General features: G+C 43.4%; 15 protein-coding genes. 8 read left to right on the top strand and 7 right to left on the bottom strand.

Annotation, left to right across the window (positions count from 1 at the left end; translation table 11 throughout):
* Positions 1 to 106: 106 nt before the first annotated feature.
* Complete coding sequence (locus PN499_RS21930) at positions 107 to 625, bottom strand: hypothetical protein (protein ID WP_272034595.1); 519 nt, start codon at positions 623 to 625, stop codon at positions 107 to 109.
* Positions 626 to 755: 130 nt separating this feature from the next.
* Here PN499_RS21930 and PN499_RS21925 point away from each other — a divergent pair, with 130 nt between their 5' ends.
* The gene (locus tag PN499_RS21925; protein WP_272034593.1) at positions 756 to 890 is read left to right on the top strand and encodes a hypothetical protein; all 135 of its coding nucleotides are present in this window, start codon (positions 756 to 758) and stop codon (positions 888 to 890) included.
* 107 nt (positions 891 to 997) lie between these two features.
* Here PN499_RS21925 and PN499_RS21920 read toward each other — a convergent pair whose 3' ends face one another.
* Positions 998 to 5,707 carry a DUF4347 domain-containing protein gene (locus PN499_RS21920; protein WP_272034591.1) on the bottom strand — a complete coding sequence of 1,570 codons (4,710 nt, stop codon included), beginning with the start codon at positions 5,705 to 5,707 and terminating at the stop codon, positions 998 to 1,000.
* A gap of 575 nt (positions 5,708 to 6,282) precedes the next feature.
* On the opposite strand from PN499_RS21920, the gene PN499_RS21915 reads away from it, so the two are divergent.
* From PN499_RS21915 to PN499_RS21905, 3 genes are all read left to right on the top strand, one after another.
* Positions 6,283 to 7,212, top strand: a complete 930-nt coding sequence (locus PN499_RS21915) for a WD40 repeat domain-containing protein (RefSeq protein WP_272034589.1) — start codon at positions 6,283 to 6,285, stop codon at positions 7,210 to 7,212.
* A 42-nt stretch (positions 7,213 to 7,254) separates the two neighbouring features.
* Positions 7,255 to 8,511 (top strand): L-2-hydroxyglutarate oxidase, encoded by a 1,257-nt coding sequence (gene lhgO, locus PN499_RS21910; protein ID WP_272034587.1) that lies wholly within the window; start codon positions 7,255 to 7,257, stop codon positions 8,509 to 8,511.
* A 103-nt stretch (positions 8,512 to 8,614) separates the two neighbouring features.
* On the top strand, positions 8,615 to 9,505 hold the full coding sequence (locus PN499_RS21905) for a DMT family transporter (RefSeq protein WP_272034586.1): 891 nt from the start codon (positions 8,615 to 8,617) through the stop codon (positions 9,503 to 9,505).
* Between the two features lie 106 nt (positions 9,506 to 9,611).
* On the opposite strand, the gene PN499_RS21900 is transcribed toward PN499_RS21905, so the two are convergent.
* Complete coding sequence (locus PN499_RS21900; protein ID WP_272034584.1) at positions 9,612 to 10,046, bottom strand: MarR family winged helix-turn-helix transcriptional regulator; 435 nt, start codon at positions 10,044 to 10,046, stop codon at positions 9,612 to 9,614.
* A 147-nt stretch (positions 10,047 to 10,193) separates the two neighbouring features.
* Here PN499_RS21900 and PN499_RS21895 point away from each other — a divergent pair, with 147 nt between their 5' ends.
* Together PN499_RS21895 and PN499_RS21890 are read left to right on the top strand one after the other, a co-directional pair.
* Positions 10,194 to 10,421 carry a hypothetical protein gene (locus PN499_RS21895; RefSeq protein WP_272034582.1) on the top strand — a complete coding sequence of 76 codons (228 nt, stop codon included), beginning with the start codon at positions 10,194 to 10,196 and terminating at the stop codon, positions 10,419 to 10,421.
* 48 nt (positions 10,422 to 10,469) lie between these two features.
* Positions 10,470 to 11,159 carry a glutathione S-transferase family protein gene (locus PN499_RS21890; protein ID WP_272034580.1) on the top strand — a complete coding sequence of 230 codons (690 nt, stop codon included), beginning with the start codon at positions 10,470 to 10,472 and terminating at the stop codon, positions 11,157 to 11,159.
* Between the two features lie 63 nt (positions 11,160 to 11,222).
* Here PN499_RS21890 and PN499_RS21885 read toward each other — a convergent pair whose 3' ends face one another.
* Positions 11,223 to 11,969, bottom strand: coding sequence for a creatininase family protein (locus PN499_RS21885; protein ID WP_272034578.1), 747 nt, complete (start codon positions 11,967 to 11,969; stop codon positions 11,223 to 11,225).
* A 556-nt stretch (positions 11,970 to 12,525) separates the two neighbouring features.
* Here PN499_RS21885 and PN499_RS21880 point away from each other — a divergent pair.
* Positions 12,526 to 13,269, top strand: a complete 744-nt coding sequence (locus PN499_RS21880; protein ID WP_272034576.1) for a winged helix-turn-helix domain-containing protein — start codon at positions 12,526 to 12,528, stop codon at positions 13,267 to 13,269.
* A 94-nt stretch (positions 13,270 to 13,363) separates the two neighbouring features.
* On the opposite strand, the gene PN499_RS21875 is transcribed toward PN499_RS21880, so the two are convergent.
* Together PN499_RS21875 and clpS are read right to left on the bottom strand one after the other, a co-directional pair.
* Complete coding sequence (locus PN499_RS21875; RefSeq protein ID WP_272034574.1) at positions 13,364 to 14,185, bottom strand: CPBP family intramembrane glutamic endopeptidase; 822 nt, start codon at positions 14,183 to 14,185, stop codon at positions 13,364 to 13,366.
* 167 nt (positions 14,186 to 14,352) lie between these two features.
* On the bottom strand, positions 14,353 to 14,634 hold the full coding sequence (gene clpS / locus PN499_RS21870; protein WP_007357540.1) for an ATP-dependent Clp protease adapter ClpS: 282 nt from the start codon (positions 14,632 to 14,634) through the stop codon (positions 14,353 to 14,355).
* Between the two features lie 321 nt (positions 14,635 to 14,955).
* Here clpS and PN499_RS21865 point away from each other — a divergent pair, with 321 nt between their 5' ends.
* Positions 14,956 to 15,555 carry a DUF3172 domain-containing protein gene (locus tag PN499_RS21865; RefSeq protein ID WP_272034572.1) on the top strand — a complete coding sequence of 200 codons (600 nt, stop codon included), beginning with the start codon at positions 14,956 to 14,958 and terminating at the stop codon, positions 15,553 to 15,555.
* Between the two features lie 174 nt (positions 15,556 to 15,729).
* Here PN499_RS21865 and PN499_RS21860 read toward each other — a convergent pair whose 3' ends face one another.
* Positions 15,730 to 16,635, bottom strand: a complete 906-nt coding sequence (locus tag PN499_RS21860) for a CoB--CoM heterodisulfide reductase iron-sulfur subunit B family protein (protein WP_272034597.1) — start codon at positions 16,633 to 16,635, stop codon at positions 15,730 to 15,732.
* Positions 16,636 to 16,686: the final 51 nt, after the last annotated feature.

Here is a 16,686-nt window from a genome sequence, read left to right as displayed (position 1 = left end):
GCGGTGACTTTACCGCACCTGTTGGCGGCGTTAGGCGATCGCTGTGTAAGTTCTATGATTATTAATTGACCTCAATTAGCTACTAGCTATTAGCTAAAAGTCAATTTTACATCTCTTTCATAATTACTAGAGTAAGAAGGACTGTAACTATAAATGCAATTGCTAATCCAATTTCTCCAAACATTAAATTCAAGATTATTGCCCAAAAAATAAATTCGATTATTAACAGTAATAAGATGGTAAAAACTTTACTGACTATCTTTTTTAGATGTTTATAGCGATTTCTACTATTTTGTTTCTTAACTCTTTTAGCGTCAGCTTTTATTAGCGCATTTAGAGTCTTTCGATCGTAAGTTTTTCCTATACTAGAAGGAGTAAAATTTCCTCTAGAAAAGCTTGAATCTAAAATCAGGGGCTTTATGACTTGATGATAGCAAGCGGCATGAAAATATTTAGTAGAATGCGTGCTGTGAGTCTCATGTTTAACTGCTTCCGATTGTTTGAGAGTTTCAAAACAACCTAGACATACCACCCCGCGAGGATATTCTGTATGGCAATGGGGACATTTATCCACGTCGGTACTTAGTTGGGTACCACACTCCATACACTGCAATAGCTCAGGCATAACCTTTTCTCCGGTTTATAGCGTAAGGGTGCTGCCCCCCATACCTGACCAACACCCCTGAAGGGTAGCACCCCGTATTTATAACTCTTTATCACAAAATTGTCATTAAAAGTTGGGTTGTAGAGAAATCTTGATACTTCGCTCGCAAATTTCTGACACCTTCTCAGTAGAGGTTGTGGCGGCGGGGTGCGATCGCTATACCGATCGATATCGGAGGTATGTTTGCAAACTTGTCGGGGAAGCATTCAGAGGGCGACAATTATGATTTGAAGCATTTCTCTCCCCTACTTACTTTCTGCCTTCTAGGGTTTTAAATACTAAAAGGCGATCGCTTTGAGTTAAAGGGAAAGCGATCGCCTAAACGTAACCTGATTAAATCAACAGAAAATTAGCAGAGGTTATCGCATCTTTACTCACGCCAGCGATAACAGCTAACTGCTCTCCTGTCAAAAGGTTTTTGATGATAGTTCCCTGAGTATTTTGAGTTAATTCTAACTGACCAAAACTCAAACCTCCGCTTAATCCGATCGAGTCTTGACCGATGGTAAAATCACCGATAATATCAAAGCCATGACCAGCTTTTAAGACAAAGACATCGTTATTGCTACCGCCAATCAAGCTATCATTTCCTACGTCTCCGTAAAGGATATCGTTACCTTTACCACCCGTAAGAGTATCGTTATCTTCACCTCCGTAAATTGTGTCGTTTCCTTCACATCCTCCGAGAATATCGTCTTGTTCGTTACCACTAATTAAGTCATCACCTACACCACCACAGATAGTATCAGAATCTAGCTGTCCAAACAGGTTATCATTACCTTCACTCCCAAGAATTATGTCATTACCTTTGCCTCCCGATAAAATGTCATTATTCTTGCCACCATCAATGAAGTCATCATCTTTATTGCCCAGAATGATGTCATTACCTTCACGGCCATTCAGAGAGTCTAAACCTTTACCTCCGAAGATTAAATCGTTACCAAACTCACCAATAATGATGTCGTTGTCTTCGTCTCCATAGAGGAGGTCATCGCCGTTACCTCCGGTGATGAAGTCCTTGCCTTTGTTGCCATTAAAGATGTCTTTTTTCTCGCCACCATAGAGGTTATCATCCCCAGATTTGGCATCGAATATATTGCCAGTGTTGCTACCAAGAAATTTGTCGTTTTGGGCAGTGCCTATTTGAAGTCCGGGTACACCGATGATGGTGTTTTCAACTTGGTTAGGTTGGTTTAATTCGGAATAGACAATTGTTTCGCAGATGCAGCTATCGTCTGGGATATTATTAGTTATTGGCGTGGGAGTTAGCGTTACCGAGGGCGTAGGCACAGGTGCGGGTGTGGGTGCAGGCACAGGTGTGATATCGTTATCAATATTAGTAACTGCAACATCAGCAGCATCAACACCGTTGTAATTAGTATCGGTACTGGTGGCCGCAGCAGTTAAGATGTTGTAAGCAATATTGCCATCAACTACTAAATCATCTACGCCAGTAACGGTGACAGTTTGAGGAGTATTCCAGTTAGCATTCGTGAAAGTTAAACTGGATTTATCTACTTTACCTTCAGTAGTTTTATCAGAAGTAATCCCAATACTAACATCGGCTGTGGGTTGGGTATTCAGAACTACAGTAAAATTAGCAGTTCCTCCGGATTCAGTTGTAATTAAACCAGCGGTGGGTGTGATAGTGATGCCTTTCGTGTCGTTATCAATATTCGTAACCGCGACATCGGCAGCATCAACACCGTTGTAATTAGTATCGGTACTGGTGGCCGCAGCAGTTAAGATATTGTAAGCAATATTGCCATCAACCACTAAATCATCTACGCCAGTAACGGTGACAGTTTGAGGAGTATTCCAGTTAGCATTCGTGAAAGTTAAACTGGATTTATCTACTTTACCTTCAGTAGTTTTATCAGAAGTAATTCCAATACTAACATCGGCTGCGGGTTGGCTATTTAGAACTACAGTAAAATTAGCAGTTCCTCCCGCTTCAGTTGTAGTTAATCCTGTGGTTGGTGTGACAGTGATGCCTTTCGTATCGTTATCAGCAATCGTCACACTTTGGTTAGTAGTAGTTCCTAATGCTATTCCTGTTGACGGATTACTAATTGTTAAAGTAGCTGTTTCCGCACCTTCGACAAGAAAATCATCATTAACTGTAATGGTTACTTGTCCCGTATTACTTCCATCTGGTATGGTTATTTGAGTGGGAATAGTAGTAGTAAAATCAGCAGCACTCGCAGTACCAGTTAATGCTAAATTAACTGTTTGAGCGCCGACAACATTAGCTTCAGCAGTGGCGGTAAAAGTAATAGCTGTTTTCCCCGCTTCGCTGGTAGTAGTTGTGCTGGCAGTCAGGTTAACTTTCGGTACGGGAATGGTGATATTAAAAGTAGCTGTATCGGAAAGGTCAACACCACCATTCGCTGTACCGCCGTCATCTTGCAGTTGCACGCTAACAGTCGCAGTACCGGGTTTACCGCTAGGAGTGTAGGTCAGTGTGCCATTGGTTGCTACACTTGGTTGAGTTGTAAATAGGGTGTTGTCGGTGTTAGTAACAATGTAGTTGCTAACTGTTTGACTTGATTCATTGGTGGAACCGAAAGTAACACTATTTACCCAATTACTGACGGTTTGAATTGTGTTTGTCCAAGCTGTTAGGGTTTGATTGCCTAAGTTACTGAAACTGGGTTTGTCATTGACTGGGTTAACGGTAATAGTAAAGTTTTGTACTGCGGAAGTATCAACACCGCCGTTAGCAGTGCCGCCGTTATCTTGGACTTTTACATCAAAGGTAGAAGTGCCGAAGGCATCGGCGGCGGGGGTGTAAGTGAGGTTGCCGCTTGCGTCTATTGCTGGCGATACTGCAAATAAGCCAGGAGTGCCGATGTTACTAACAGTATAAGTGGCAGTTTGGGCGGATTCGTTGGCTGCGCCAGCGTTGAAGGTAGCCCAACCCGTTACTGTTTGCGCCCCCGCATCTTCATTAACTGCGGTGGGGTTGGTGGCGGTGAAACTGGGTTTGTCATTGACGGGGGTAACGGTGACAGTAAAGGGTTTAGTTACAGCACCAGTATCCGCATCTGTAACGGTGACGGTGATATTAGCAGTGCCGTTGGCATCGGTTATGGGAGTATATTTGAGGGTTGCCGTGCCATCATTATTATTAGTAATTGTGGGCGTACCAGTTAAAGCTGTGTTATTAGAAGTCGCCGTGAGATTCAGGGCGTTAGTTGCGGTTTCTAAATCACTAATACCTGTGAGAGTAATCGTTTGTTGACCTGCGTCTTCATTAATCGCGGCTGGGTTAGCAATATTGTCAATTAGGGGATTATCGTTAATTTTTGATGCTAATGTGTAGTAGCCATCATTGAGCAATCCGACATCAACATTGAAAGTTACTTGGTCGCCAGTGATGCTAAAATTGCTGCTGGTAGTGAAAGTGGCATTGTTAACGTAAGCGAAATTACCTGTTGTTCCAGCACGATATAAGAGATGATATTTTCCAGTAGGAGTACCACCTAATCCAGTGTCGGAAAAGTCGAAGGTGAGGTTGGCTGTTCCACCATTACTATTGGTATCAGTTTTATCGAGATACCACACGCGAGACAAACGGTTAATTCCACTAGCGCTGGGAACTGTGGGAAGGTCTGTTGTGAGATTGGTAGCATTGGCTGTTTCTATTTGACCGGCAATTAGATAGTCGCCGTTATCTTGTAAGAATGTACCATTATCAATAATTAAACCGCCTGTGGTGTTGCCATTCGTGTTGTTGCCGTTGGCTTCTTTGCCAATGCCTGCTACATTGAGGTCGTAGTCGCCATTGGCTGTAGTGTCCCCAGCATATTTATCGTTAACAATGGTAATGTTGTATTTAGCACCTAAGTAGTTATCAACTAGAGTATGCTCGGCGTTGTTTAAAGCTTTGTCATACAATATGACTTCCGAAATATCCCCAACGAAAAGAAAATCAACACCTCCTTCCGTTTTTCCACCCCCTACCCGGAGAGGTTTTGATGTATTTGGATAAAAATTAGTGAAGGGAAGAGATTTTGTTGTGCCATTAACTGATATTGTATTTTGGCTACCGTCATAGGAACCAGATGTAATATATCCGCTATTTAAAGTGATAGAAGTACTATTACCGGCCACAGCCCAAATATTATTATTATTGGGATCTCGACCTACCTGCAAAAGCCATTGACTATCAAGAGCATAGAGCATATATCCCCGCAAGGGAGAGGTCTCTCGGCTCGTAATGGTAGACCTCACCGTTCCCGCACCACCTGTGACTTGGTTGACTGTAATAACCGTGTATTGATTTGGATTTAAGCTTGCGTTAAAAGCAGTGTCTAAGTATTGAGAGCCATTAAATGAGAGGGTGGGTAGGCTATTAAAGCCCGCAGTTTTATAAGTAGGTTGTGCAGCGGCAGTACCTTGACTCAAAACTATTCCATTACCAGATGAGTCGTTCCAAGTGCCAACAGAATTACCATTGGTAAATCCTGTTAAAGCGTCGGCTTTGAGCCACAATTTTAAATTATTTGTACCAGTTCCAACTCCACCTAAGCCATCACCTAAGACACTACTGTAAGCGGTCATTACTGCGGGAGAGAATGCTAACTTAGCTTGAATTTTACCGATGATAAATTCTAAGTTCCAGTCTCCACCTAATTTGGCATTACCTGTAAGATTAGTGGAGGCGGCAACATTGGCTTTAGTTAATTGACTTAGGTATTTAACAAAGGATTTTCCTTTATTACTTTGGGCAACATTACAACCGTAGAGGAGAATATCTGCATTTAGTTTTAAGGCTTTGCCCCATTTTTGTATGGTAGCTGCGTGGGTTTCTAGGGTTGTTGAGTTGAGGGGTGAGTTACCTAGAAATAGAGTCCCATCGCTACCGTGAGAAACTATATGAATGGCGGAAATATTTTTTTGATTTACTAAAGTATTGGTAATTTGTTCGATGCCGCTCAAATTTTCATTTATAATAAAAGTTTGAGCGGGATCGTTGTTGAAAATTAGACTTTGATAATCTTGTACGGAGGAGTCAACGAAAATGATTTCTTGGTTCATGGTAAATGCCCTGACAATTTTGGAGTGCTTTTAGATATCAATACTCGTAACTCGTCAAAGTCAACAATCTATGTTTCTTTTGATGTGACGACAATAATGCTAGCGCGAGGTTTTTGTCGTTAATGCTGCTAGTGGTAGCTTTTCTGGAGTATTTTGTTTACTTTGCTTTCTCTTAACTAAAAAATTATATTCATTCTTTAAATAAATAGCAAGAGTAAGTTTAATTTATTTTTTTTCTGTAAACTGATGGTCAAATGTAAGGAAATCTTTAAGAAAGCTTTACATGGATTTAGGAAGTTTTATGATATGAGTTAATTGCATTAAAATATTAGCTCTTAAGTAAAATGAAGTGTCTAATGGTAAATCAGCTTAAATAGTTAACAATTAACGCGATCGCCACCCCCTAACAGCCAAAACCCGTAGCGCCCACAATCCAAAATAAACAATAAACTATTCCCATACAGCCGAATCTGCTATAACTTGTCAATAGCAGTGCATAGGCGTAGCCAGCATTCGACTGAGCGCAGAGCCGAAGTCCGCAGGCATAGCCCCTAACGGTACAATTATTTCAGTCCATGCCAAAGCCTCAAAACCAGACTTGGGAATGCGTGCGAACCCTCACGGGACACACACAAGGAATTAGGGCGATCGCCATCAGCCCCGACGGAAACACCCTAGCCAGTAGCAGCAACGACAAAACCGTTAAACTATGGGATCTGAAAACCGGGCAAGAGAGCACCCTTAACCCCGAACCAGACTTAGTTTTTTCCTTTTATCCCCTCGCCTTCAGCCCAGATAGCCAAACTCTCGCCAGTGGCAGCGACGAACTCATAGACTTATGGGATGTAGCCAGCAATCAAAAGCTAGACATCAAAAGCGGTTTCTCCGTGCCAGTTTGTTCCATTACTTTAAGTCCCGACGGCAAGATCCTTGTTGCTGGCAGTTCTGATGGCACAATTGGACTCTGGGATTTAACCAACTGCAAACCCTTCACCACCCTCAACGCCCATTCCTACCCAGTTTGGTCTGTTGCCTTCAGTCCCGATGGCAAAACCCTAGCCAGTGGTAGCGGCGATGGCACTATTGGTCTGTGGGATGTAAGTACCAACAAACCCTTGGCTACCTTATTAGGTCATTCTTATCCAGTTTGGTCTGTCGCTTTCAGCCCAGATGGTAAGCTGCTTGCTAGCAGCAGTGGCGATAAAACTATAAAAATTTGGCAGCTAAGTATGGGTAGAGATTTTGCTGCCCTGATCGGTCATTCGGATTCTGTTGAATCTCTAGCTTTTAGCCCTCAAGGTGATACTTTAGTTAGCGGTAGTATAGATGGAACTGTGATGCTATGGCAGTTAACTAGAGATTTAGAAGTAGGAGTAAAAATCTCTCCCGATCGCACTCTCACAGACCATTCAAATTCAGTTCGCTCTGTAGCCTTTAGCCCTGATGGAAATACGATCGCTAGTGGCAGTAATGACGCTACAATTAAAATTTGGCAAAAACTCTAGAAGAAAAAAGAAGGAAGAGGATCGAATAAGAGATTATCAGCTATGTCTATTAATACTGATTTAATGGTTCCAGTTACATCCCCAACCCAAAATTTATATGACTTCGCAGTTATTGGCGGTGGAATTGTCGGACTTTCTGCGGCAATGGCTTTAACTCGCACTTACCCAGATCGCCGGATTTTAGTTTTAGAAAAAGAGTCCAATTGGGCTCCTCACCAAACAGGACACAACAGCGGAGTAATTCACTCTGGAATTTACTACAAACCAGGAAGCTTAAAAGCAAAATTTAGCCGCGATGGTAATACATCTTTAGTAGAATTCTGTCAACAGCATGGTATTGATTACGAAATTTGTGGTAAAATAATTGTCGCTACAGAACCACAAGAAATACCCTTATTAGAAAACCTGTATCAACGTGGTTTAGAGAATGGATTAAAGGTTGAAAAAATCTCTAATGAACAAGTAAAGGAAATTGAACCTCACGTAAGTTGCTTAGCCGCTATTCGCGTTCCCAGCACGGGAATTATCAACTACAAGCAAGTTTCCCAAAAATATGCTGAGTTAGTTAAATCAAGAGGAGGCGAACTACATCTCAATACCCAAGTTGAGAAAATTATTACTAGCAACAACACTCACATCCTCGAAACTAATCAAGGTGCTTTCGAGACAAAATTTATAGTAAATTGTGCGGGACTTCAAAGCGATCGCGTTGCCAAACTCGGTCAAGTTAATCCCCAAATTCAGATTGTACCATTCCGGGGAGAATACTACGAACTTATACCAGAGAAACGTTATCTTGTCAAGCACTTAATTTATCCAGTTCCTAATCCTAATTTTCCCTTTTTAGGAGTTCATTTCACCCGGATGATTGACGGAACTATTCACGCCGGCCCGAATGCTGTGCTGAGTTTGAAACGAGAAGGCTACCGAAAAACTGATATTGACTTGCGCGATGCAGCGGAGGTTTTTACTTATCCTGGCTTCTGGAAATTGGCAGCAAAATATGCTGGAGTTGGGATTGAAGAGGTAATTCGCTCTTTTAGTAAAGCTGCTTTTGTCAGGAGTTTACAAAGGTTAATTCCTGAAGTACAAGCTCAAGATTTAGTTCCCACCCATGCAGGTGTCCGCGCTCAAGCCTTAGCAAATGATGGTAAATTAGTCGATGATTTCTTATTAGTTAAAGGACAAAATGCGATTCATGTTTGTAATGCACCTTCGCCGGCTGCTACTGCTTCCCTAGCTATTGGAGAAGCGATTGCTGCTCAAATTACTGAACAATTGGTAATTGGTAATTGGTAATTGGTAATTGGTAATCGCTAATCGCTAATCGCTAATCGCTAATCGCTAATTACTCATCTTCCCCATCTCCCCTGCTCCCCTTCCTTCAGCTACAAGAGACAAAATGAGTACACCTCCAGAGTCGCAAAAAGAGTTGAGAGGGTTTGCCTATGGATTTCTAGGCGTACTTATCTTTAGTCTTACCTTGCCAGCAACGCGAATTGCAGTTTCAGGATTCGATCCAGTTTTTGTCGGTTTGGGGCGGGCGATCGTGGCCGCAGGCTTGTCGTTAATTTTGCTTGTCATCACGCGCCAAACTATTCCCCCTGTGCGATTTCTGCCCAAATTTTGTATTGTTATTGCTGGAGTTGTAATTGGGTTTCCTTTGCTATCTGCGATCGCCATGCGTGATGCACCAGCTTCTTATGGAGCAGTGATTACAGGGTTACTACCACTCTCAACGGCTCTGTGCGGGGTGTGGCGGGCAGGTGAGCGCCCCTCCCTAGCATTTTGGATCTTTGCAGGCTTGGGTAGCGCATTGGTAATTGGCTTCGCGCTGTTATCAGGTAGGGGCTCTATTCGGTTAGTGGATCTGGCCTTATTGGGAGCCGTTGGCGCTGCGGGTTTAGGATATGCAGAAGGGGCAGTATTATCGCGCACATTTGGCTCGTGGCAAGTCATCTGTTGGTCTTTGATCTTATCAGCACCAGTGCTGCTTCCGATTGTGTGGCAACACGCACCCTCTAATTTTTCAACGGTTTCATCTGGTGCTATGTTAGGTTTTCTTTATGTGAGCATCTTCAGTATGTTCTTTGGGTTTTTCGCGTGGTATCGAGGCCTATCTCTAGGCGGTGTTGCGCGTATTGGGCAAGTTCAGCTTCTTCAGCCATTTCTAACCATACTGGCATCAGCTATGTTTCTTGGCGAGCGTTTAACAATTACCACACTGAGTTTTGCCATAGGAGTAATTATCTGTGTAGCACTAGGGAAGCGTACTCAAATCATTGCTAGATAACCACCCGCCTGACTGTTTGGAGGGTATTGATTTGGGAGAGGCGATCTGCGGTGGTGAAACTTAACGTTTAGCTGTTTAGGTTATCAATAGAGAGGTGGTTTGAAGGTTAGCGATCGCGATCGCTCGCACCAAGAATTTTTTTGAATCCTTGCTGCATAACTTTTACTTCTTCATCACTGAGGCGATCGCCAAAATACTCCGCAATCCCTTCTGAATAGATCGCCCACATTTGCTTTTGCATTGCTGCGCCTGCTTCAGTTAAGACAGCAAAGGTTCCCCTACGATCTGTTGGACAGGGTTCGCGATACAACAACTCATTTTTCTCTAAGCGATCGAGCAAGCGAGTCAGATTACTACGACTTAACAGAACTCGATCTGCAAGTTCGCTTAACCGCAACCGCCGATCCGGTGTTTCTTGCAGCGCCCACAATACGTCATACCATTCCAAGGGCGGCAAGTTTGCAGCAGACAGTTGTTCCTGAATCCGCTCAATCACCCGAATCTGGACAGTCAGAAACAGTCGCCAAGTGGCGTTTCGCATAGAGTCTAGCTTCCTAGTCATAGAGCAAAAAATTTTTTACCAAAGTAGTTGCAATTTCAATTATTGCATATTACTATAAGATTAGTTGCAGATTCAATTATTCTACTTGCAACTATTGCCAAAGCAATCTTGTGCAAGGAAACACAGATGCAAAAGCAGAATCCAGTCGGAATCCTAGCGGTGGTTGGGGCCTCTACACTTTGGGCGATCGCTGCCTCAATTGAACCATTGATCGCTGGAATACTTGCCTGGATCTGGTTTGGTCAAAACCTTGCGCCCTTACAAATTATCGGTGGTGTTTTGATTGTTGGGTCTATTTCCTCACTGCAAATTGAACAACGCATTAAGGGAGCGATCGCTCTCAGAAGCGAATAGCAGATTACAAGCTGTGACTACAACCTAGTAAATTGGAGAGTTTTAGCCATGTCCCCTAAATTGCATCTTATTAGTCATGTTCTTTGCCCTTATGTTCAACGGGCTGTTATTACTTTACTTGAGAAACAAATTCCCCACGAGCGAACCTATATCGATTTAGCTGACAAACCTGATTGGTTCCGTAATATTTCTCCCTTGGGTAAAGTGCCACTACTGATCGTTGGCGATCGCGAGACATTGTTTGAATCTGCCGTAATTTGCGAATATTTGGATGAAGTCACGCCCGGATCGCTGCATCCTGCTGACCCTTTAGAAAAAGCCAAACATCGCGCTTGGATTGAATTTGGCTCTAGTATCCTCAACATTATTGCAGGCTTCTACAATGCGGCAGATGAGATATCCTTCGAGCAAAAACAGCAAGACCTGAGCCAGAAATTTACTTGGTTAGAGAATAATTTGAGCGATCGCCCTTATTTTGCTGGCGATCGGTTTTCTCTAGTTGATGCTGTCTATGGGCCCATATTTCGGTATTTTGATGTATTTGATGCGATCGCGGATTTTGATTTTTTTGCAACCACTCCAAAAATTAACAATTGGCGATCGGTTTTGCACTCCCACGCATCGGTACAAAATGCAGTAGTAGACGATTATCCACAGCGTCTACATAACTTTTTAAAGGCACGTAATTCTTACCTGTCTTCACTCATTGCTAAAAAGTCTGGATTGCTTACTCGTTAAGAATTAAGGTTGAATGCTTAGATCGCAGTTTAAATGCACAACAGCTTAAAACCGGGAAAATTTTTAATCCGAGCTCAAAAATTCTAAATAACTGTTACTCAATTCTTTCACCGCCAACTCATAAAACTTTTGGCCATGTTCGGGTGTTGCCAAAGCAGGATTAGAACCCATGCGACCATCAGGATAGCGGCGGCGAAAGTCAGTTGCGCCATAAATTTTATATCCAGAAGCAACATTTTCTGATAGCGGTGCTTGTTTAATTGCCTCTGGATAGACATACTGAGTTAACGCCACTTCACTAGGCGTAGCGTGAGAACCTTCGCGATCGCCATACAATTCCTTTGCTAACTTGTAAACAGAACTGCACATAAACCAATTGCCTACAGAGCACTGCACTAAATCAGCATTCTTAATGTTCAAATCTGACAGATGAGCGTAAGTTTCAGAGAAAGCAGCCTTCATCGTCGCAATATTGCCACCGTGACCGTTAATAAAGAAAAACTTAGTAAAACCTGATTTTGTCAAACAGGTGATATAATCACGGATCACGAGCATCAGAGTGCTGGGTCGCAAACTGACTGAGCCAGGGAAATCTGTATGATGTAAGGCCATCCCGACATTAATAGTCGGCCCCACCATTGCTTTCACCTGTTCGCCAACACCCTTAGCGATCGCTTCGGCGCAAATCGCATCAGTCCCAATCAACCCCGTAGGCCCGTGCTGTTCTGTCGAACCAATCGGCAGAATCATACCCTGAGATTGCTCTAAATAGGTTTCCACTTCCGGCCATGTACTTAAATGCAGCAACATTATAAAAATTAAAGAAATCTTAATGTACAAACTTCATCTTAACGACCAATACCGCTTGTAAACTTACTACTTTACATCAAGCTCAACTTTAGAGTTTTACGTATTTTTACGTATTTTTACCATTGGTATTACTTAACGTTAATAATTTAACCATTATATAACCAAATCTTTACCTCTTAATAATCTTTTACCTGTACTATAAAGCCATCCCCCTATTAATTCAGTACAACCTGGTTAACTCTTAAGTGGGCGATGTTTAATAAATGAACGCCAACACCCAGAAACAACCAGGCATCAGATGCCTGTACACAGCCAGACAGGGCTGCTACTGCAACTGCTCAACACCTGAATTCGTTTTGTAAGGCTAGTGTTCCCATGCCTACCCTGTACGAGCAACTCAATCAAGTTGAGCGCCTGTTTGTTGGATGGAATGGCAGAGAACTGAAAGCGAGCGGCCCAGTGGTTGCTTAAGGGCGATCGCTGTACCAAGAGCGCCTAAGCTACTGAAGAAGGCGGCTCCAACCAGCCACAAACAAACATAACTCTACCAATATTTATGTCTTCTGCTGAATTAAGCGAAAGTCCTTCAAGACCAGCTACAAAACAAACTGGTCGCATACTATTACTAGAAGGTGAAGAGCTGCTTAGGGAAATGCTGGCTTTAGCTTTAGAAGAGCAGGGCTACGACGTGCTTGTTACTAATGACGGGCGCAACGCACTTCCATCGGTGCAAAGTCCTTCATTTCACCATCATGACGAATTTCCATTCAACCTGTTAATTATGGATTCAATTAACGGTTTGGATCTGTGTCGAATGTTACGGCATCAAGGAAATCCAGTACCAATTTTAATCGTTGGTGCCAGAGGGAGCGCTAACAACTGCGCCTTTTACTTAGAAGCAGGAGCTGATGACTACTTAACAAAACCTTTTGGGATACGGGAATTTGTTGCCCGCTGTCGCGCCTTGATGCGTCGCCAGCGTTTAGGTCAACTACCCCATCCTGTTATGCTCCAATATAAGAGTATAACTCTTTATCCTGAAGAGTGCCGAGTCATTGTTCGCGGTGAAGAAGTGAAATTTTCTCCCAAACAGTTTCGGTTACTGGAACTATTTATGAGTTACCCTCGGCGAGTTTGGTCTCGCGATCAGTTGCTCGAACAGATTTGGGGTCACGATTTTATTGGAGACAGCAAAACTGTTGATGTTCACATTCGCTGGCTGCGTGAGAAATTGGAAATAGAACCTAGCAAGCCAGAGTATATTATCACCGTGCGAGGATTCGGCTATAGATTTGGTTGAAGTAATGATAATAGTAGTTCTGAGGCGGGCACTGCCCGCCTTACTTTTTTAGTAGAAATCTAGTGATAAATCTTGTATGAATTAACTGTATGAATTAACTAGGAGATCTAGAGAGTTTCCCCATCCAAAACGCGATCGCCCCCAAAAACAATAGTCCCATCAAACCAGCCAGCGGATTGCGATCGACACCCGTAATCCAATCAGGAACAGAGCCAGAATATTGTACCAATTGCCCCACATTAATAATATAATAGCTCCAGATTAAACCTGCATGAAAGCCCATCGGCAAACCGAGGCGATTTTGGTGCGATCGCTTCGCCCAAACTAAAATTAAACCCAACAACAACAAACCCGGAAACTGAGGCCAAGTCCGTAACATTTCCGACAGCGGCTTCAAAAAATGAGACAATCCAAATACCACAGCATTAACCCAAAGCGACACCTTCAAACTATAGTCGCGCTGCAACTCATCCAATAACCAACCGCGAAATACCAACTCCTCAGCAAAACCAACTCCCAAACCAGTTGCTAATCCCTCTAAAATCAATTTAATTCCCTTCTCCGACTCCTCCCACGTCAGCCAGCCCAAGAGTCCCTCAAAGCCAAATAAACTGAACGTAAGCAAGGCACCAATTCCAAACCCTCCCAGCAAATCTAAGGCATTTTCCCTCGTTCCCACTAACCCATAGCTTTTGAGCAAATGAGGTCGTCGGTAAACCTTCTTTCCCCACCATTGCACCAGCAACATAAACTCTCCGAATAGTAGCCCCATAGTCAGAATAGTTGCTAAGTTACTATCCTTAACCAGCAGATAAATCGGCGCGGCCAGTGGTAGCCAAATCGAGAGTAAACTAATAAGAAAAATACCCAGCCTTAAAGGGACGGGGTAATGAGATATCTTAAGATAATTTGCCATTATATTGTGCCAGGTTAAATACTTGTCATTGCGAGCAAAGCGAAGCAATCTCAAAACCTTGCGATTGCTTCGCTTCGCTCGCAATGACAGATATCCATTAGTCAATCATCAAAAATTTCTAGCCCTTCATAAATTCGCGAACTAATTGCTGAAGGCTAACCCTCATCTTACTCATCTGGTTCAATTGTGCTGATCAGTCCGTGATTATTCAACGTTTCGCTGTAGAACTCAGCGTGCTCTTGAGCGCAGATAATCACCACTGCGAGTCCGTTAGTATGGGCTTCCATCATAATATTCACAGCCTGCGGCTGAGTCAGACTCGGTACCGTGTGCATCAAAGTTTGCACCACATACTCCATAGAGTTGAAGTCATCATTGTGAAGCAAAACCCGATAGCGCGGTGCAATTTTGCGGACTGTTGAACGCTTTTCAATAGTCTCGACAGACACGACTCTATCCCCTCCGTAAATTATCTAAATTCATCAATTGCTCTAAACGGTGCGGGAGCATTTTACTTTAACATAGTTTAATCAACTATTAAAATCCCGACAAGGTAAGTGGTGGGACATAATTAAATGTCACGTAGGCGATCGCCCACAAGCATTTATAGCTATGAGTTACAGGCGATTGGCGGCGATGGCTATGCCGGCCAAAGGGATTGCCCACTCTATAGAAAAGAGAGCACAACTATACTGAATTTAGCAACAAACCGCTATATTAGGATGAAGAGAGTCCCTGCCTAATCTCTAGAATTTGCGATCGTGCCGTCTATGAAACGTAAACCGAAGTCTTCCTCCGCTAGAACCGGCCCCGGCGAACCCTGGGATGAGATGGAATCTGAAATCCCCATATCCCGCAGTGGTGCGTCCCGGCGTTCAGCCACCGCTGGTAAATCTCTGATCAATTACGCATCTTTAGGGATTTTAGCAGCCATCTTTATTTTGGGAATTGGCATCGGTATTGCCTTTAGTTCTACCGCAACAATTAGCCCAGAGAACGTAGCTTCCCGCGAATTTATCGATCGCAGTGCCCCTAATGCTGAACTCTGCGTTCAGTATGGAGCTAGTGCGATGGTGACAGATATGCGGGTTTACGTAACCCTCAATCCCTTTAATGTCTATATCTCTCAGCCGGCGATGACACCAGGATGCGTCCTGCGAACAAATAACTGGGCGATTTTGGAGCAAAGAAGACTAATCACTCAAGACCAAGTACGTGATTGTAAAAACCGCATGAATACCTTTGGCTTCACAGGTACTCTGGAAGGCAAACCTGACATTAATTGCATCTACCAGAATAGCAGTGCCAAAAATCTATTCCTGAATCCACCTGGAGCCATTGATACTGGGCCTGATACTCAAAATTTCTAGTTAATTGTTAATTGTTAACTGTTAACTGTTAACTGTTAGCAAGCACCAAGGTAATTATCCGTAACGCTGCTCTCTGGGCGGTTAGGATACAGCCTAGAAACCGCCTAGAAGCTGGCGTTACGTAAAGTTATCCAAAAATACAACTTGCTGTGTTCATCTTGGCGGTGGCGATCGCTAAAAACCTAACTTTTCCAAGACAGGGCGAGTCGAAACAACGTGGCGATCGAGTCCAAGTTTTTGCGGCTCTACCCCTAAAGCTAGAGCAACCAATTGGGGCAAATGTAATACTGGTAAACCTAACTTGCGATCAATTACTTTCTCAACTTCCGGCTGACGCGAATCTAGATTGAGATGGCACAAAGGACAAGGCGTTACTATACAATCTGCACCTTTGTCAATAGCTTCTTCAATATGCGATCCAGCCATCTTAAAAGACTGCTCGGTAGCATAGCTCGAAAGCGGCCAACCACAGCACTGAGTCCGCCCTCGGTAATAAACGGGTGTCGCCCCAACCGCCCGGAACACATTTTCCATAGATTCCGGCTGAAACGGATCGTCATAAGGGTTATGGGTTTGAGCTCGCAGCAGGTAGCAACCATAAAATGCGGCGCAGTTTAAACCAGAAAGCTTGCGAGTAACTCGATTTTGAATTTCCTCTAGGCCATAATCTGCCACTAAAGCCCACAGTAGATGTTTGACCTCTGTACTTCCTTTATAAGGAGAACAACCTTCTTTGGTCAGCAAAGCATTAATCTGACCAACATAAGCGGGGTCTGTTTGCTGAGATTCCTTCAATCGTTCATCTACATGACCGAGGACTCCTTGACAGGTGCTGCAATGTGTAAGCAAAGGCAAGTTAAGTTCTTCCGCTAAAGCAATATTGCGGGCATTGACAGTATCTTCCAGCAGTTGGGAATCTTCTTTAAAAGTGCCGGAACCGCAGCAAGAGGCTTTTTTGAGTTCTAACAGTTCAATCCCCAGAGCTTGAGTCAGCGCTTGGGTAGATTGGTAAAGTTCTCGGCACGCGCCTTGGGCCACGCAACCGGGAAAGTAAGCATATTTGAGAGTTGGGGATGGCATGGCGATGGGGAGCGGGGAGAGGGGGAGCGGGGGAGATGGGGGGAGGGGGGG

Source organism: Kamptonema animale CS-326 (assembly GCF_028330895.1).
GTDB classification, from domain to species: Bacteria; Cyanobacteriota; Cyanobacteriia; order Cyanobacteriales; family Microcoleaceae; genus Kamptonema; species Kamptonema formosum.
Note: the sequence above shows the minus strand (reverse complement) of the source record. Positions and strands in the feature narration are given on the sequence as shown.